At 72.0% G+C, this 18,032-nt stretch carries 14 protein-coding genes; 3 read left to right on the top strand and 11 right to left on the bottom strand.

The features are described from left to right. Positions 1-12 precede the first annotated feature (12 nt). The 4 genes from GCL84_RS25510 to GCL84_RS25525 form a co-directional block, all read right to left on the bottom strand. Positions 13-2,322 carry an ABC transporter permease gene (locus GCL84_RS25510; protein ID WP_156758080.1) on the bottom strand — a complete coding sequence of 770 codons (2,310 nt, stop codon included), beginning with the start codon at positions 2,320-2,322 and terminating at the stop codon, positions 13-15. Next, on the bottom strand, positions 2,323-3,000 hold the full coding sequence (locus GCL84_RS25515; protein ID WP_197523500.1) for an ABC transporter ATP-binding protein: 678 nt from the start codon (positions 2,998-3,000) through the stop codon (positions 2,323-2,325). It abuts the gene before it with no gap. After that, positions 2,997-3,521, bottom strand: a complete 525-nt coding sequence (locus GCL84_RS25520; protein WP_156758081.1) for a PadR family transcriptional regulator — start codon at positions 3,519-3,521, stop codon at positions 2,997-2,999. Before GCL84_RS25520 ends, GCL84_RS25515 begins: the two co-directional genes overlap by 4 nt. An 88-nt stretch (positions 3,522-3,609) precedes the next feature. Further along, the gene (locus GCL84_RS25525; protein ID WP_407924431.1) at positions 3,610-4,869 is read right to left on the bottom strand and encodes a DUF445 domain-containing protein; all 1,260 of its coding nucleotides are present in this window, start codon (positions 4,867-4,869) and stop codon (positions 3,610-3,612) included. A gap of 29 nt (positions 4,870-4,898) precedes the next feature. Here GCL84_RS25525 and GCL84_RS25530 point away from each other — a divergent pair, with 29 nt between their 5' ends. Further along, positions 4,899-6,062, top strand: a complete 1,164-nt coding sequence (locus tag GCL84_RS25530; protein ID WP_156758082.1) for a pyridoxal phosphate-dependent aminotransferase — start codon at positions 4,899-4,901, stop codon at positions 6,060-6,062. A gap of 121 nt (positions 6,063-6,183) precedes the next feature. On the opposite strand, the gene GCL84_RS25535 is transcribed toward GCL84_RS25530, so the two are convergent. The 5 genes from GCL84_RS25535 to GCL84_RS25555 form a co-directional block, all read right to left on the bottom strand. Continuing rightward, a complete protein-coding gene (locus GCL84_RS25535) occupies positions 6,184-6,990 on the bottom strand; it encodes a glycosyltransferase family 2 protein (protein ID WP_156758083.1) in 807 nt (268 codons plus the stop codon). Then, positions 6,987-8,453 carry a lipopolysaccharide biosynthesis protein gene (locus GCL84_RS25540; protein ID WP_197523501.1) on the bottom strand — a complete coding sequence of 489 codons (1,467 nt, stop codon included), beginning with the start codon at positions 8,451-8,453 and terminating at the stop codon, positions 6,987-6,989. Before GCL84_RS25540 ends, GCL84_RS25535 begins: the two co-directional genes overlap by 4 nt. Continuing rightward, on the bottom strand, positions 8,450-9,823 hold the full coding sequence (locus GCL84_RS25545) for an O-antigen ligase family protein (protein WP_156758085.1): 1,374 nt from the start codon (positions 9,821-9,823) through the stop codon (positions 8,450-8,452). The genes GCL84_RS25540 and GCL84_RS25545 overlap by 4 nt, the downstream gene beginning before the upstream one ends. Positions 9,824-9,830: 7 nt before the next feature. Beyond that, positions 9,831-10,871 carry a YveK family protein gene (locus GCL84_RS25550; protein WP_156758086.1) on the bottom strand — a complete coding sequence of 347 codons (1,041 nt, stop codon included), beginning with the start codon at positions 10,869-10,871 and terminating at the stop codon, positions 9,831-9,833. A gap of 143 nt (positions 10,872-11,014) precedes the next feature. After that, positions 11,015-12,646, bottom strand: coding sequence for a hypothetical protein (locus tag GCL84_RS25555; RefSeq protein WP_156758087.1), 1,632 nt, complete (start codon positions 12,644-12,646; stop codon positions 11,015-11,017). 217 nt (positions 12,647-12,863) lie between these two features. Between GCL84_RS25555 and GCL84_RS25560 the strand changes: the two genes are divergently transcribed. Then, positions 12,864-13,991, top strand: a complete 1,128-nt coding sequence (locus tag GCL84_RS25560) for a right-handed parallel beta-helix repeat-containing protein (RefSeq protein WP_156758088.1) — start codon at positions 12,864-12,866, stop codon at positions 13,989-13,991. A 199-nt stretch (positions 13,992-14,190) separates the two neighbouring features. Here GCL84_RS25560 and GCL84_RS25565 read toward each other — a convergent pair whose 3' ends face one another. Together GCL84_RS25565 and GCL84_RS25570 are read right to left on the bottom strand one after the other, a co-directional pair. Next, positions 14,191-15,150: a TolB family protein gene (locus GCL84_RS25565; protein WP_156758089.1), complete on the bottom strand. Its 960-nt coding sequence runs from the start codon at positions 15,148-15,150 to the stop codon at positions 14,191-14,193. Further along, positions 15,147-16,382, bottom strand: a complete 1,236-nt coding sequence (locus tag GCL84_RS25570) for an MFS transporter (RefSeq protein ID WP_156758090.1) — start codon at positions 16,380-16,382, stop codon at positions 15,147-15,149. The genes GCL84_RS25565 and GCL84_RS25570 overlap by 4 nt, the downstream gene beginning before the upstream one ends. Before the next feature lie 204 nt (positions 16,383-16,586). Here GCL84_RS25570 and GCL84_RS25575 point away from each other — a divergent pair, with 204 nt between their 5' ends. Further along, positions 16,587-18,002 carry a glycosyltransferase family 4 protein gene (locus GCL84_RS25575; RefSeq protein ID WP_235926695.1) on the top strand — a complete coding sequence of 472 codons (1,416 nt, stop codon included), beginning with the start codon at positions 16,587-16,589 and terminating at the stop codon, positions 18,000-18,002. Positions 18,003-18,032 lie beyond the last annotated feature (30 nt).

Consider the following 18,032-nt stretch of genomic DNA (forward strand, 5'->3'; position numbering starts at 1 on the left):
ACCCGGCTCAGCTCACTCCGTGCGGAGGGAGGTGAGCCGGGTGGCCCCGCGCAGGAACGGCAGCGTGATCGCCCAGACGAGCCCGGCCAGGACCGCGGCCGCCAGCACCATCAGCCCCACGCTCGACCAGTCCACGACCATCGGCGTCGACCCCAGCCGCAGGACCAGGGCCGTCAGCCCGATCCCGGCGCCGATCGCGATGACCACCCCCACCGCGATCGGAATGGCGATCTGCCACAGCAGCGACCGGCCCAGCGCGCCGGTCGGCACGCCGGAGGCGGCCAGGACCGCCAGCGGCCTGCGCCGCTCGCGGATGTGCTCCAGGGCCAGCACCAGCAGGCTCAGCCCGGCCAGCAGCAGCGTGAACACCGAGCCGATGAGCAGGCCGCGGCTGATGGCGGTGAACGCGGCCCGGTCATCGCCCGACCGGCTGCCCCACTGGACGCCCATGACCTGCCACGACAACGGGGCCAGCGCGGCGTAGACGCGGTCGGCGACGCCCTGGTCCGCGACGTCGACCGACACCCGGATCCTGGGCGTCACCAGGCCCTCGGTGACGTCGGGGACGAAGCCCGGCCCCGGCGTGACGAACAGCGACTCGGGCCGGGTCGAGGAGTCCAGGTCGCCGCTGACCGCGGGCTCGGGGATCGAGCGCACCTGCGGCACCGTCCAGCTCGCGCCCCTGGTGGCGGTCTTCGTCTTGTGGTCCCACTCGTAGACCCACCACTGCTCCCCCGCCTGCATGCGGTAGTCCTGCAGGTTGGTGTCCCCGACCCCGTAGACCACCCCCGGCGCGCAGTCGGTGACGGCGAACAGGCGCTGGACCGTCGCGCAGTCGTAGACCGGGATCGAGGCGGTGTCCTCGTCCGCCGAGCTGACGAACGTGACCGTGCCCTCGGTGAAGGCCTGGCGCACGCCGGGCACCCCGGCCACCAGCCGCTCCGCCTCCGCCGACAGGCCCGCCTCCGGGTAGAGCTCGATGCCGGAGTTCTGGGCCGACGGGCTCGCCTGCGGCCCGCCCAGTTCGGTGGACTGCGAGTACAGCGCGGACTGCAGCGCGATGGCGCCCGCGAGGACCACCGCGACGCCGCCGACGACGCGCGCCGAGGTGCCCGCGTCCAGTTGCAGCCTGCGCACGGCGAGCTGCCAGGACGTCGGCCCGCCGCGCACCCGCGACACCGAGCGCTCGACCACCCACGGCAGCAGCGCGGGCACCGAGAACAGCAGCAGCGCAGCGCCCGCGGTGATCGAGTAGACCCAGAGGCTGTGGCCCGCCGTGACGCCGCCGTGCCAGAACAGCAGCCCGACCCCCGCCGCGGCCACGCCCAGCCGCCACAGCAGCCTGCGCCGGATCGGCTTGGAGAACCGGACGACCCCCAGCGGCTCGACGATCGTGCGGCGCAGCGCGAACTGCGCGGTCAGCACGGCCAGCACCGGCACCAGGACCACGACCGCCACCGCCAGCCACCAGATCGGCGTCACGTCGGCGGAGTTGACCGTGACCCCCGAGATCGTCACCCCCGGCGCGAGCGCCCGACCGGCGAAGAACAACCCCGCCCCGACCACCAGGCCGACGACGGCGCTGACCAGCGCCTCGGCCGTGGCGATCCGGCGGACCTGGCGGGAGTCGGCGCCGACCAGCCGCAGCGCGGAGAGCCTGCGGTCGCGCTCGGCGCCCGCGATGCGGGTGCTGGCGGCGGTGAAGACGAAGACCGGGGCCAGCAGCGCGACCGTGCCCAGCAGCACGAGCAGCAGCAGGGTCGGGTCGAGGGACTCGTCGACCGGGAACCCGCCGTAGGAGTAGACCTCGGTGGTGCGGTCGCTGGCGCGCACCTCGGGACCGACGCCGAGGTAGGCGGTCAGGTCGTGCGGGTCGGTGAGCACGGTCGTGGGCAGGGTGCCGATGACCCGTTCCGGCAGCCGCTGGCGCAGGTCGGCCGCGCCGGGCTCGGCCAGCCGCTCGGCCAGGGCCGGCGAGACGACCGCCTCGCCGGGCGCGGGCACCCGGTCGGCGCCGGGCGGCACCGGCGAGGACGGCCCGCCCGCGTTCACGTACCGCAGGCTGAGCCCGTCGCCGCGGTGCTCGGCGCTGACCCTGTGCTCGTAGAGCGGGTCGACGCCCGCGATCGCCTCCGTCGAGACCGTGGTCAGGTTGGCCCGCTCGCTGCGGGCCTGCATCAGCGGGCCGACCGAGGCCGCGAGCAGCAGCACGGCGACGGCCACGCCGACGCCGATGGCGCCGAGGACGAGCCTGGTCATCGCGGTCCGGCCGCCCCCGACGGCCAGCCGGACCCCGATGCCCAGGTCAGTGCGCACGGACACTCAGATCACCACCGGCTCGCGGGTGCGCCCGTCGCGCACGATGACCTCGCGGTCGGAGTACGCGGCCACCCTGGCCTCGTGGGTGACCAGGACGACCGCGGCCCCGGTCTCGCGCGCGGTCGCGGTCAGCAGCCGCATCACCTGCTCGCCGTTGAGCGAGTCGAGCGCGCCCGTCGGCTCGTCGGCGAACACGACCCTGGGCCGGGTGACCAGCGCGCGGGCGACCGCGACCCGCTGGCCCTGGCCGCCGGAGACCTCGCCGGGCCGCTTGTCCGCCAACTGGTCGACCTCGAGCCTGGCCAGCCACTCGCGGGCGGCCTGCTCGGCGGCCTTGCGCTTGGCCCCGCCCAGGCGCAGCGGCAGCGCGACGTTCTCGATGCAGGACAGCTCGGGCACGAGCTGCCCGAACTGGAACACGAAGCCGAACTCCGAGCGGCGCAACGCGCTGCGCTCCTTGTCCGACATGGCGGTGAGGTCGCGGTCGCCGTAGCTGACCGTGCCCCCGTCCGGCGGGACGATCCCAGCCAGGCAGTGCAGCAGCGTCGACTTGCCCGACCCCGACGGCCCCATGACGGCGACGACCTCGCCCGCGGCGACCCCCATCCCGGCACCGTCGAGGGCGGGCGTCTGCCCGAACGACTTGCGCAGGTCGACCCCGCGCAGCAGCGGCTCGTTCACGGCATGACCTCCTTGCCGAGGTCGGCCAGGCGCGCGGTGGTCAGCTCGAGCCAGCGCAGGTCGGCCTCCAGGTGGAACAGGGCGTGGTCGCAGATCAACTGATCAGCGAGGTCACCCCGCTGCTTGCGCTGCGTCAACTCGCGCATGGCCCCCAAGTGCGCCCGCCGCTGCGCGTCGAGCACGTCCTCGGCGTCGCGACCGGACATCAGGGCCAGCACAACCTTGGTGTAGAGCGCGCTCTGCAGGTAGATCTCCGGCTTCTCCGGCGTCACGAGCCAGGACGAGACGTCGGTGACCCCGGCATCGGTGATGGCGTAGCGCTTGCGGTCCGGACCTCCCCCCGCCTCAACCCCGCGCTCCTCCACCAGCCCATTGCGCAACAGCCGCGACAGGGTCGAGTAGACCTGCCCGTAGGCCAACGGCCGATCCTGCCCAAAGCGCTCGTCGTAGACGCGCTTGAGGTCGTACCCGTGTCTGGGCCCGGTCTCCAGGAGCCCGAGCAAAGCGTGTCCGATTGACATACCCAGCACTCTACAGCACGTGTATACACACTGCGAATACCTAGCTCAGACCCAGTTGGCCCAGGTCACCCCGTAGCTCCGCGGCCCGCTAACCGATCAGTTGAGCAACCGTGTAAATCACCAACCCAGCCAACGCCCCGACCACAGTCCCGTTGATCCGGATGAACTGAAGGTCCCTCCCCACCTGCAGCTCCACCTTCCGCGCGGTCTCATCAGCATCCCAACGCTGCACGGTGTCAGTGATCAGCGTCGTGATCTCGTCGCGGTAGTTCAACACCAGGTACGCGGCAACACCCTCAACCCACCCGTCGACCTTGGCCCGCACACCAGCGTCCTGGGCCAGCCGGCCACCGAGGGTCTGCAACCCGGACCGCACCCGCTGCCGCAACTCGCTCGACGGGTCCTCGGCTGCGTTGAGCAGCAGCTTCTTCGCCGTGGCCCACACCGACCCGAACACGTTCTGCACCTCGGGGTGCTCCAAGACCTGCCGCTTGATGTCCTCAGCCCGCCGCATGACCTTCTCGTCGGTCTGCAACTGACCCGCGAACTCCTGCAGGAACTTGTCCACGGCCAGCCGCATCGGGTGGTTGCCGTCGGCCTTGACCGACCAGGCGAACTCCAGCACCTCGTCGTAGAGCTTGTCGGCCACCAGCGAGTCGACGAACTTCGGCGACCAGGACGGCGCCCGGTTCGACACCAGGCCCTGGATGCGCTCCTCGTTGCGCTTGACCCACTCGTAGGCCTGGTCGCACACGAGGTCGACGAGCTTGTGGTGGCCGCCGTCGGCCATCACCCGCTCGAGCAGCTTGCCCATCGGCGGGCCCCACGGCACCGCCATGACCCTGGTCACGATCGCCTGCTCCAGCACCGCCTGCACGTCCTCGTCGCGCAGCACGGTGACGGCGCCGCGCACCATCGTGGACAGCTCCGCGGTGACCCGGTCGGCGTTCTCCGGCTTGGCCAGCCACTCGCCGAGCCGCTCGGCGACCCCGACCCGGCGCAGCCGCTCGCGCACCACCGCCTCCGACAGGAAGTTCGAGCCGACGAACTCGCCCAGGCTGTCGCCGAGGACGTCCTTCTTGGTCGGGATGATCGCCGTGTGCGGGATCGGCAGGCCCAGCGGCCGCCGGAACAGCGCGGTCACCGCGAACCAGTCGGCCAGGGCGCCGACCATGCCCGCCTCGGCGGCGGCGCGCACGTAGCCGACCCACGGCGGCGGGTCGGTCCACAGGACTGTCACCAGGAAGATGACGGTGGCGGCGAGCAGGAAGGACAGTGCGACGAGCTTCATCGTGCGCAGGGCGCGCAGCTTCTCCGCCTCGCCGGGGACCGGGTTCAGTTGCTCCACGGCGCCATTCTGCGTGAGGATGTGGCGTCGTGCCCTCTCCTCTCGTTCCCCGGCTGCGACCGTTCGCCTCGACGATCTTCGCCGAGGTCTCCGCGCTGGCCGCCCGCACCGGGGCGGTCAACCTCGGCCAGGGCTTCCCGGACACCGACGGACCGGCCGCGATGCTGGACGTGGCCAGGGACGCCATCACCTCGGGGCTCAACCAGTACCCACCCGGACCGGGCACCCCGGAGCTGCGCGCGGCCATCGCCGAGTCCCGCGCCCGCTTCGGCACACCGTACGACCCGGACACCGAGATCCTGGTCACGGTCGGCGCCACCGAGGGCATCGCCGCCGCGCTGGTGGCCCTGGTCGAGCGCGGTGACGAGGTGGTGCTCTTCGAGCCCTACTACGACTCCTACGCCGCCTCGGTCGCCATGGCGGGCGCCACCCGCGTCGTGCTCCCCCTGGAACGGCAGGAGTCGGGCCGCTTCGCGCTGCCGGTCGAGGCCCTGCGGGCGGCCGTCACCCCGCGCACCAAGGCCATCGTGGTCAACACCCCGCACAACCCCACCGGCTCGGTCTTCACCGCCGAGGAACTGGCCGCCCTCGCCGAGGTGTGCGTGCGCCACGACCTGGTGGCGATCACGGACGAGGTCTACGAGGACCTCCTGTTCGACGGGCGGGCGCACGTGCCGCTGGCGTCGCTGCCCGGCATGGCCGAGCGCACGCTGACCGTCTCCGGCGCGGGCAAGAGCTACAACTGCACCGGGTGGAAGATCGGCTGGGTCTGCGGGCCCGCCGCGCTGGTGGCCGCCGTGCGCGCCGCCAAGCAGTTCATGACCTTCGTGGCGGGCGCGCCGTTCCAACCGGCCGTCGCGCACGCGTTGCGCAACGAGCGGGCCTGGGTGGAGGGGCTGCGGGACTCGTTGGCGGACAAGCGAACCCGGCTGTCCGAAGGGTTGGCGGCCGCGGGTTTCGGGGTCAGCCAGGCGGAGGGCACGTACTTCGTGTGCGCTGACATCCGACCGTTGGGCCACACCGACGGTGTGGAGTTCTGCTACGCGCTGCCGGAGTCGGTGGGGGTGGCGGCCGTCCCGGTGCAGGTGTTCACGGACCACCCGGAGAACTGGAAGCACCTGGTGCGCTTCGCCTTCTGCAAGAAGGACGAGGTCCTCGACGAAGCGATCTCGCGCTTGAGCAAGCTCAGCTGACCCTCACCAACCGGGTGACCACCGACGCGCGTTCCGGGACGATCCGACGACGGGGCCTGCGTGCGCGCCGAGCACCTCGGCGGTCGCCGCCTCGGCTCCGGGACGTGACGCCGTCGCGGTGTCAGTCCTTCTTCCACGTCGTGTAGTAGCTGGACGTGTTCACCAGGTAGCGGACCGTGGGCTCCGGGACGTGGGTCACCACGCGGGTCCGGGTGAGGCGGTGCACGAACTCCCAGTCCTCTTTGGGCAGCGTGTCCCTGGTCCGGGGGAGCCTGCTGAACAGTGCGTCCGGGGTGCGGCGCAGGACGATGGCGTTGGAGTCGACGAAGGGGGTGTCGTCGGCGAAGCGGGTGCGGTCGAAGGGTTCGGAGAGGATGTCCAGGCGGGTGCCGTCGGGGTGGCGGCGGTCCAGGGCGGTGTAGGTGAAGTCGGCGCCGGAGGCCAGGGCGGCCAGGGAGAGCTCCAGGTGGTCCGGGCGCCACGTGTTGTCGTCGTCCAGGAAGGCCAGGTACTTCGAGGTGGACAGGCGGATGCCGACGTTGCGGACGAGGCCGAGGACGCCGCAGTTGCGCGAGAGGCTGACCGCCGACAGGCGGGGGTGGGCGGGCAGCTCGGGGAGGCCGCCGCCGTCGTCGACGACCACGACGTGGTTGTCGGTGATGGTCTGGGCGAGGGCGGACTCGATGGCCAGCGGCAGCAGGTCGGGGCGGCGGTAGGTCGGGATGATCGTCGTGACCAGCGACGACGGTGACACCGCCGGGGCGAGGCGGGCGACCTCGGCGTCCTCGAAGCGGCGCAGTGCGGGCACCTTCGGGCCGAGGCGCACCCTGTTCACCGCCTCGTGCATCGGCCACAGCCCGAACGCGTCGCGCAGGGCGCGGCGGGTGGCGGCGGAGAGGGTGTTGCGGTCGTGCAGCGGGGCGGTCACGACGTCTCCTTCTGTGCGCGGCCGGGCAGCAGCGACCGCATCGGGTACACGACGGGCAGGTAGAGGGCGACGGCGACCGCGCCGCCGACGAGCAACTGCGTCCACGGGCCGTCGAGGACCGACCGGACGGCGAAGGCGGAGGCGACCACCAGCAGGCCGCCGACCGCCGGGCGGCGGATGGCCAGCAGCGACGGGCGCAACCGCAGCCCGCGCCGCCGGATGACCAGGGCGAACGCGGGCAGCACCACAACACCGGCCACGGCCGCCTGGGCCAGCGCCGCGCCGCGGATGCCGTCGAGGTGCGTGCCGACCAGCAGCGCGGGCACCAGCGCGCCCAGCCACAGCGCCTGCAACCCGATCAGCACCCGGTTGCCGTCCAGCGCCACCAGCAGGTCGTAGCCGATGAACAGCAGGATGCGCAGCAGCCCCAGCACCGCCAGCACCTGCAACGCCACCGCGGCGGGCACCCACTGCGCGCCGTAGACCACGTGCAGCATGGGCGCGGCGTAGCAGGCGAGCATCGCGCACACCGGCACCGACGCGGCCACCAGCAGCGCCACCCCCCGCGCGAGCGCCTGCTCCAGCGCGCGCCGGTCGTCGACGAGCTTGGCGAACCCGGCCAGCGACACCCGCCGCGCGGCCTCGGAGAACACCTGCAACGGCAGCGAGGACTGGTTGAACGCCATCACGTACAGCCCGAGCGCGACCTCGCCGACCACCGGTCCGACGACCATCTTGTCCACATTGGTCACCGACAGCACGAGCAGGCTGGCCGCGGCCAGCGGCAGGCCGAACCGGATCAGCTCGCCCGCCACCGCCCGGTCCCAGCCCGGCCGCACCCTCACCGGGCACAGCGCCAGGTAGCAGGCCACCGACACCGCGTTGCCCGCGATCTGCCCGATGGCGAAGCTCATCGGCCCGGCCCCCGACAGCGCCAGCCCCAGCGTGGTCGAGGTGACCACGACGAACGCGGCCGCGTCGCACAGGAACCTGGTGCGCTGCAAGAACTCCCGGTTGAGGATGGCGGCCGGGACCACGGCGACGCCGTCGAAGACCACGGCCAGGCACAGCACCCGCACCACCGGCACCGCGCCGGGGCTGTTCATCAGGTCGCAGAACGCCGGGGCGGCGAAGAACACCAGCGCGTACATCGCCAGGCTGGTGGCCACGGCAATGGTCATCGCGGTCGGGGCGAACTCGCGCACGTCGCGCTGCCAGCGGACCACGGCCAGGCTCACGCCCAGCTCGTTGAACGCCTGTAGCAACGTCACCGCGACCAGGGCGACGGCGAACACGCCGTAGTCGGCCGGGCTGAGGATGCGGGCCAGGATGATGCCCGCCACCAGCGTGCCCAACCGCAGCACGACGGTGTTCAGCAGGCTCCACAGCGCGCCGCGCCCGACCTTGGACCCCACCGAGGGGGTGGGCTGGGCGTCGACCGGCTGCGGGGTCTCGGTGGTCACACGCGCACCTTCTCCGGTCTGCTGGCCCGGCGCGGGCGCCGGGCGGGGGGCAGGAAGTCGATCGGCAGGCCGCGGGCGGCGTTGTCCTCCTGGACGATGCGCCACAGCGCACCCGCGGCCCCGACGAGCAGGAACGTGTACCCGGTGGCCACCGCGAAGCCGAGCAGGTCGAAGGTGGCCGAGGTGATGGCGGGCACCGCGATCGCCGCGGCGATGGCCACGGCCAGGTCCTTGATCCGCGGGTCGGTGGTGGCCACCCGCGCGCGCAGCACGCAGTACCAGGCCACGAGGTAGAGCCCGATGAGCAGCGTGACGCCGATGAGCCCGGACTGCACCAGCGTCCCGAGGTACTCGTTGTCCAGCCACCCGTACTTCTGCGGGATGTAGGTGCCCATGCCCCGGCCGAGCAGCAGGTGGTCGGGGATGATCTGGCTGGCCCGCTCGACCGCCCGGCGCCGGGACTCGGCGCTGGGGTCGACGTCGATGCTGGCGAACAGGCTGTACAGGGTGCCGACGAGGCCGGGGACCAGCACCCGCATGGCCGCGACGAAGACCAGGATCAGGCCCAGGGCGCGCACCCGGCGCTTGGGGGTCATCGCCGGGATCATGAAGATGGCCACGATGGCCAGGCCCAGCACCGCCGAGCGCGACAGCGACTGCATCGACGCCACGGCCAGGATCGCCAGGCAGAACCACCAGCGCTTGTGCGCGCCGCCGTGGTCCATCCCGCGCAGCGCGTAGTGGATGGCCAGTGGCACCGCCATCGAGCAGATCACGCCGAACTCGATCGGGTGCGCCGCGGTGCCCGCCGGGCGGCGGAAGTTCGACCGCTCCAGGATGTAGGTCATCTCGCCGACCGGCCGCAGCCCCGGCAGCATCAGGTACTGGTTGAGGTCGAAGGCGAACGAGAACTGCATGATGCCGACGAAGGCCATGAACGTCGCGCCGACGACCATCGCCTTGAGCAGCTTGTCGAGCCGGTCGAGGCCGCGCACCCCGTCGGTCACCGCGATGCCGACGGAGATGACCGCCAGCATGGTGATCAGCGTGCGATCGATGGCCTGCAACTCGTCCTGGGGCAGGTAGCCGTAGGTGGCGACGCCGTAGGTGGCGAGCTGGGCGGAGGCGAACAGGAACAGCGCGGTGCGCGCGGCGTTGCGGCCCTTGGCCACGCCGAGCGTGGTGACGAGCTGGGCGCAGAACCACAGCACGCCCATGACCAGGCCGACCGCCATGCCGGGGGTGACCGCCAGCGGCAGGCCCTTGACGACCAGCATCGCCGGGATGCACGTCATCACCAGCGCGTAGACGCAGGCGAGGGTGGCCCCATCGGCTGGTGTGCGCGTGCCGGGGGCCTTGGTGGTGGCCATCGGCGGGTCAGCCGCGGTCGCGCGGCGGGGCGGGCTTCATCCGGATCGTCGGCTGGTCGACGGGCCTGCCGTTCGGCGCCGCCTTGCCGTTGACCGGGGCGGCGCTGGGCGCCGGGGACTTGCCGTTGACCGGCGGGGCGCCGGCGACGGGGGGCTTGGCCGCGGCGGGGGTGGTGGGGCCGGGCGCCTGGGCGGGCTGCTGGCCCGTGGCCACCGGGGTGGCGGGCGGGGACGGGGTCTGGCGGGGCTCGCCGGGCAGCACGCGACGGACCGGCGGCACGTCGCCGCGGGCGGGCAGGGCGCGCGGGTCGGGGCCGCGCTCGACCGGGGCGCGGTGCTCGGGGCCCCGCGTCGGGGCTGGGGCCGGGTCGCCGCCGGTGGGCTCGGGGGTCGGCTCGTCGGCGGCGGTGTCCTCGTCGGCCTCGTCGGGGCGCTTGCGGGTCTGGTAGCTCTCGACCCCGTAGACGGTGGCCAGGCTGGCGATCAGGCCAAGGACCAGCGCCACGCCACCCGCCCGCAGCTTGCCGCCGCGCATCGGCTCCGGCTCGGTCGGCGGGACGACGTCGTCGACCCGGATGAAGGTCTCCGGGGCCGCGCCGAGCGCCTCCTGGCGCTTGGTCAGCTCGGACCGCACCAGGTCCAGCACGGTCGTCACCAACCGCCGCGAGCCCTCCTCGTCGGCGCTCTCGGCGGTGACGCTGATGAACGGACCGGTGTCGGAGCCGCCCGCGAGCAGGAACTTGTGGTCGGACTTGTCCGCGCCGAGGCCCTTGACCACCTCGGGGGTGTTGATGCTCTGCACCACGATCAGCGCTGAGATCGACAGGCTGGACTGGAACGCCAGCAGCGGGTTGGTCTGCCCGCTGTCCTTGTCCTGGACCTGGGTGGGCCCGCTGGTCGGCGCGGTCAGCACGAGCGTGCCGGTCGACTCGTAGTGCATGGGCGTGGCCGCGTACACGCCCGCGGCCAGGCCGAGCGAGACGACGAAGACGGGGACCGCCACGTACCACCGCTTGAGCAGAACCAGCAGTGTCTTCCAGAAGTCCATCAGCGCCCCAACACCCGATGCCCGGCCGGTCACGGTCGTGGTTACGGCCTACTGGACAGTCAATCGTGGACACGCGGAGGACCGTTACTCCACGTGATGTCGCTGCTGGCTCACTAACCCGTTTGTTCGATTATCAGTGACAACTACGGATTGAGTTCCGTACGGTATCTCCACACTCGGTAGGAAGTTCCGTCCTCGATGGGGTCGTTGAGCACTAGGTCGCGGTCGCAAACGACCACCGACGCCTTCGCCCCGGCGCCCTGGGCGGGCTCGGCGAACCGCACGCACCCCGGGTTGGCCGGGTCCGGGGCGCCCGGCTCCGCGTCACCGCGCCCGTAGAGCGCCACCCCCCGCCGCGCCAGGAAGCGGTTGACCCGCCCGCCGCGCAGCGCGTCGAGGTACTCGGCCGAGTTGACCAGCCCCTCCAGGTGCACCAGCGGCCTGGTCAGGTGGTAGCCGAGGCTGCCCGCCCGGTCGCCCACCGCGATCGGGACGCCCAGCGGCAGCAGCCGGTCGACCCGGGCCGCGACCGCGGGCCCGGCCTCGATGAACGCCGCCCGCTGCACCCCACCGCCCGCGACCCGCACCCCGTTGACCGCCGCCGCCGCGAGCACGAGCAGCGCCACCACCGACGCGGCCAGGACCCGCACCGGCACCCGGGTGGCGAACCGGGCGAGCACGGCGGGCAGGGCGAACACCAGGGCCGTCGGCGCGGCGGAGAAGTACCAGGGCCACAACTGCCAGGACGAGGTCAGCGCGTAGTACCCGACGGTCAGCACCCCGCCCGCGAGCACCACGGCGCCGAACCGGGCCGCGACGTCGAGCCGCTCGCTGACGGGGAAGACCAGGGCGACCACGACGACGACCACAGCCAGCGCGCCCAGCCACGTGCCCCGCCCGAACAGCACCGGCGCCGAGGCGAACTGGCCGACGACGTCGAGGTTGAACCCGCTGCCGCCCAGCGCCTTGGCCTGCCCGGACACCGGCGCAGGCGTGCCGAACCCGACCAGGTTGACCACGACGTAGCCGCTGAGCAGCACCGCGGGCCAGACCGCCAGCGACACGGTCAGCAGCACCCACCGGCGCCCGGCCCGCCGCCAGGTCAGCGCGGCGAGCAGGCCGAGCAGGACCATCGGGAACACCGCGTCCAGCCTGGCCAGCACGACCAGGCCCATGAGCACGCCCGCCGACCTGGCCCGCACCACGCCGAAGTCCGGGGCGGTGAAGCCGTCGGTGCGCACGTAGGTGGCGCCGAGCCAGCACACGGCCAGCAGCAGCAGGCCGGTCTCCATCCCGGAGAAGAAGAAGGCGGGCCCGGTCGCCCCGAGCAGCAGCAGCGGCGCGGCGGCGACCGCGACGAGGACCGGTCTGCCGGTGTGCGCGCCCACGCGGTCGATGAAGCGGGCGCAGACGATCACGACCACCGACGAGAGGCACGTCACAACCACCAGGGCCGCGTGACCGTGCGCGACGGCGAACACCGGGACCAGGAGCAGCAACCACAGCGGGTGATACCCGTTGGTGAGGTCGATCCCGTTGAAGGTCGACCCGGCGCCCTCGGCCAGCCGTCGCGCGACGCCGAAGTAGTAGAAGGCGTCGTCGTCGAACAGCCCGACCGCCCGGTCGTAGGGGACCACGGACACGAGCACCACCCGCACGGCGGCGAGAGCGCAGGCCAGAAAGGTCGCGGTGAGCCAGAGGGGGGCCTTGGCCACCGCTGGGGGCGGGGCCTGGTGGCGACCGGGCACGACGACCGGGCGGCTGCTCGCGCGCATCCGACGTTCCCCGTTCTCGAATCGACTTCCCGTGCGCTTAGTCATCGCCGAGGTGCCCGGATCGTTACAGAACGTCGTCCGGACGCCGCCGGACCTGACCCACGGATCGTGACCATTCGGCACCCCGCATTGTGATTCTATTGTGATCCCCCCGGCGATGTGCTTAGAGTGCCGACGCCTCTTGCCGAGATCACCGACCCCAAGGAGGAGAGCCTCGATGCCGGAGAGCCATAGACGCCGGAGAGGGCCCGGTTTCGCCCTCGCCGCCGCCGGTCTGCTGCTGTCGGCCACCGGATGCAAGCCGCTCGCCGGGAAGCCCGCCCCCGACCTCCCCGAACTGCCCCCGCCCGCGTACGTGGCCCCGCCCTCCGAGGCGCCGCAGGCCCCGCCGGAGCCGACCGCCCCCACCGAGGTCCTGCCGCCCGCCCCCGCGCCGGGCGCGACCGCCACGCTCTCCCCCGGCACCCAGAAGCCGCCCCCGTCCACGCCGCGGCCGCCCGCGCCCGGTGGCGCGCCCGCGGCGGCCCAGGTCCCCGCCCCCGGCCAGGTCGGCTTCGTCGGCGACCGGGCCAGGCTCAAGGTCGTCGACGGCCCCGGCTCCGCCCCGCCCGGCACCACCTGGAACGAGGGCGCGCTGCGCTTCGGCGGCACCGTGACCCTCGACGGCGTGTGGGTCAAGGGCGGCATCGAGTACCACGGCGGCGGCAAGCTGACCATCCGCAACTCGGTGATCGAGGGCAACCGCAAGAGCTGGTCGCCGATCCTGGGCAACGGCGGGCACATCGACGTCCGCGACACCACGGTCACCTACAACGACTCCGAGTGGCCGGGCAAGGCCTGGGGCAACGGAGCCATCCACGGCGACGCCACCGTCACGGTCATCCGCTGCGACATCTCGGGCACCCCCGACGGCATCCAGAACGGCCCCGGCAAGAGCCTCATCGAGCAGAACCACATCCACGACCTGCTGCGCGCGGGCACCTACCCCAACAACACCCACAACGACGGCATCCAGGCCTACGGCGGCTCCGACCTGGTGATCCGCTACAACCGAATCGACATCAGCGCCGACGGCAAGGCCTACGACGGCACCCACCAGAACGGCGCCGTCTTCCTCATGTCCAGCGAAAGCCCCAGCACCGGCATCCAGATCGTGGGCAACTACCTGTCAGGCGGCGGCTACACCCTCCGCGTGGGAGCCTCCACCAAGAACGCCGTCATCAAGGACAACACCTTCGGCCCCACCACCGGCGGCTGGGGCGAAGTCCTCCTGGACAACGGCGCCACAGTCGCCGAGTGGCAGAACAACAAGAACGCAGCGAACAACCAACTGAACAAGCCGTAAAACACCCCACCCAAGTCCCCCGGAGCCCGGCCTACGGAAAGGCTGGATCGGGTGGTTCTGTGGTTGGGGGAGGCGATCATGTGCAAGCCTCGGAAGGCGGTGAGAGTGCCCTTCCCCTCACTTTTGACCCTCACGCACATGATCGTCGTAGGGGTCCCCGGCCACACAGAACCACCCGATCCAGCACCCCCCAAGCCCCTCAAGCAGGCGAAGGCGACGAAGCAGCCTCCACCAGCACCCGAGGCCCCCCACCCCCATCAGCAGCCGAAGAGTAAATCGTCGGATATCCCCCCTCCCGCACCTTCGCATAAGCCAAGGTCCCCCCGTCAATCCAAGCCGCCTGGTCATCCACCCCGTCCGACCCAGGCAACTCCCGCTCCACCCCAGACCCCAACTCCAACACGAACAACTGCCACCCGCCCAACCGCCCCCCGCGCTTCTTGTAAGCGACCCGCTCCTCATCCGGCGACAACGACGGGCACTCCGCCCCCGCCCGAACCGTCTCCATCGTCCTCCCCCGCAAATCCCCCTTCACCAACCACGTCTGGTTCCCAGACCCCAGAGTCGCGTAGAACGTGTTGTCATCCGAAGCGACCGTCACACCCCAGTAGTTCTCATTCACCCGGTCATCCGGCACCCCCTCGATGGTCGTCTGAAACCCCTCAAGCGTCTCGAGCAACGACCCGTCCCGCAGATCCAGCACCCCGGTCCGGGTGGAGAAACCACCAGGCGCCAGGTACGAGTCCCCGGTCACGAACACGGTCCACGACACGACCTGCCCCGAAGCGGAGACCCGAGCGCGACTGGGCGTCCCCGGCAACGGCACGGACCGCACCTCCCGGTCCCCCCGGAACACCGCAGCCTCGTACGCCCCGGGCAGGCTCATCCGCAGGCACACGGTGGTGCCGCCCGCCGTGTACACCCGCAAGCACTTCAACGACCCGGACACCCGATGACCCGAACCATCCACAGAGGTCACCGCGTTCTGCCCGCCGCCGTTGTCCACATAGACCAGACCGGACGCCACGGCCGCACCCGGGCCAGTGCCCGCCCGCTGGTCCACCACGGTCCGCACGACGTAGACGGCGGAGGCGACGACGACCAGGACGATCGCCACCACCCCGACCGCGATCCGGTTCCGACCGAGCCAGGCCCTCACCGCGCCACCTCCGGACGGATCAGCAGGTACGTGCACGCCAGGGCGGCCAGCATGGTCCCAATCGCGATCCACACCGACGGGGTGAACGCCAGGCTCTGCAGCAGCAGCCCGAAGCCGACCGACGAGGCGAACCGGGCCAACGCCTGCCCGGTCTGCACGATAGACAGCCCGCCCGCGCGCAGGTGCTCCGGCACCAGGGTCGCCCCGTGGGCCATCAGCACCCCGTCGGTCGCGGCGTAGAACAGCCCGTGCAGCGCCACCGTCAGCAGCACCAGCGGCAGGCCGGAGAACGGGCCGAGCAGCAGCAGGTAGACCGCCAGCAGCAGCACGTGCCCGGCGAAGAACACCCGCCACCGGCCCACCCGGTCGGCGAACCGGCCCAGCGGGGTGGCGGCGAGCAGGAAGGTCAGCGCGGTGCCCACCGGCATCAGGGCCAGCCAGGTCGGCGAGACCCCGGCGGCCTGCTGGAGCACGACGAACACGAACGCGTCGGAGATCGTGGCCAGGCCCAGCAGGGCGGCGGCGATGGTCGTGCGGCGCACCCCGCGCAGGCGCAGCAGACCCCCCAGCGCGCGCAGCGACACCGCCCCCTTCACCCGCTGCGGCGGGGGCTGGCGGACGAAGGCGACCAGGACGATCAGGCCGATGAGACCGAAGCAGAAGCTGATCGCGAAGATCGGCCCCGGGCTGGTGGTCAGCCAGGTCAGCACGGCGAAGGTGGCCAGCGGGCCGATGAGCGCGCCGATGGTGTCCATCGTCCGGTGCACGCCGAACGCCGCGCCCAGCTTGTCCGGCGTGGTGACCAGGGAGATCATCGCGTCCCGGGGCGCGGTGCGCAGGCCCTTGCCCGCCCGGTCGACGGCGAGGACACCGCCGAGGCCGAAGGTCGAGGCGCCGACGGCGGGGAACACGAGCTTGGTCACCGCCGAGAGCCCGTAGCCGACGACGGCCACCGCCTTGTGCCGGTGGACCCGGTCGGCGTAGTAGCCGCCGACGAGGCGCAGCACGGCGGTGGCCCCGGTGTAGATGCCGTCGAGCAGGCCGAGTTGCAGGTAGCTCATCTGCAGGCTGAAGATCACGTAGACGGGCAGGAAGGCCGTCACCATCTCGGCGGAGATGTCGGTGAGCAGGCTGACCGTGCCGAGCAGGTAGACCGTGGTCGGGACCCGGCTGACGCGGGGTGCGCCGGGCGGGGGCGGGCCCTCCGCTGCCCTGGTGGACGCGACGTACACCCGACTACACCTCCACCATCACCTGCTGAAACGCTCCCTCTATCGGATCGCGGCAACGCTGCGTAACAGAATTTCGGACTGTTGCGAAAAAGACACACAGAGCGTTCGCTGCGCCACTCTTTGAGTCTGGACCGTGTAGCAGGTAACCCGACCGATGGATTTGACGATTACCCAGCGTCGGTTTCCTAGCGAATGAGGTCACCCGTGAGGCGAGAGTCGGGTCCGCACGTCCTGATCATCGTGCAGAACCTGCCGGTCCCGCTGGATCGCCGGGTGTGGTTGGAGTGCCAGGCGCTGCGCGCGGCCGGGTACGAGGTCTCGGTGATCTGTCCCAAGGGCCCCGGCGACCCCGCCTACGCCGAGCTCGACGGCGTCCACCTGTACAAGTACGCCCCGCCCAGGCAGGCCGAGGGCGCGTTCGGCTTCGCCTGGGAGTTCGCCTACTGCTGGGTGCGCACCGCGCTGCTGAGCCTCGAGGTGCGCAAGCGCGCCCGCTTCGCGGTGATCCAGGGCTGCAACCCGCCGGACACCTACTGGGCGCTGGCCCTGCCGTGGAAGCTCGCCGGGGTCCGCTACGTCTTCGACCACCACGACCTCAACCCCGAGGTCTACCGGTCCCGCTTCGGCGAGCCGACCGGGCTGGTCGGCAAGCTTCAGCTCGCCGCGCTCAAGTGGCTCGAGCGCCGCACGTTCCGCACCGCCGACCGGGTGATCTCCACCAACTCGTCCTACCAGGACATCGCCGTCACCCGCGGCGGCGTCCCGCGCGAGCACACCACGGTCGTGCGCTCGGGCCCGGACACCACCAAGATGCGCCCGGTCCACGCCCACGAGTCGATCCGCCGCGGTGGTGAGCACCTGGTCGCCTACTTGGGGATCATGGGCCCGCAGGACGGTGTGGACGGTGTGCTGCTGGCCGCCGAGCGGATCGTGAAGACCCACGGCCGCACCGACTTCCGCTTCGCCCTGCTCGGCTTCGGCGACTGCCTCGACGACCTCAAGCGCCAGTGCACCGAGTTGGGCCTGGACGACTACGTCGAGTTCACCGGCCGGGTCGGGCCGGAGCAGATCGCGAAGTACCTGTCGGCGGCGACGATCGGCCTGTCACCGGACCCGCGCAGCCCGCTCAACGACGTGTCCACCATGAACAAGACCATGGAGTACATGGCCTACGCGCTGCCCGTGGTCGCGTACCGGCTCACCGAGACGGTCGTCTCCGGCGGCGACTGCGCCGTCTACGTCGAGCCGGGCGACAGCGACGGCCTGGCCGACGCCGTGGTCGCCCTGGCCGACGACCCGGACCGGCGCGGCGAGCTCGGCGCGGCGGGCAGGCGGCGGGCCGAGCAGGTGCTCGACTGGCGTCCGCAGGCCCAGGCCTACGTGCGGGTGTACGACTCGCTGCTCGACTTCGCCTCCCGGGGACCGTTCCCCGACGGCTGGCCCGCGGTGGACCGGCGCGAGGACGGCAGTGCGGACGGGGCTGAGGACGAGCTGACCGACCAGTGGGGCAACCGCATGGTCGATCTGCGCGACGAGCGGGCATTGCGCGCGTTCGCCTCGGCTCGGATGATGGCCCCCGGGGCGCGACCCGCGCCCGCGCGGATCGAGGGCACGGGCTGACCGTTCGCGGTCGGCGGCCCCGGCAGGGCC

The organism is Actinokineospora pegani, assembly GCF_009745975.1.
GTDB lineage: Bacteria > Actinomycetota > Actinomycetes > Mycobacteriales > Pseudonocardiaceae > Actinokineospora > Actinokineospora pegani.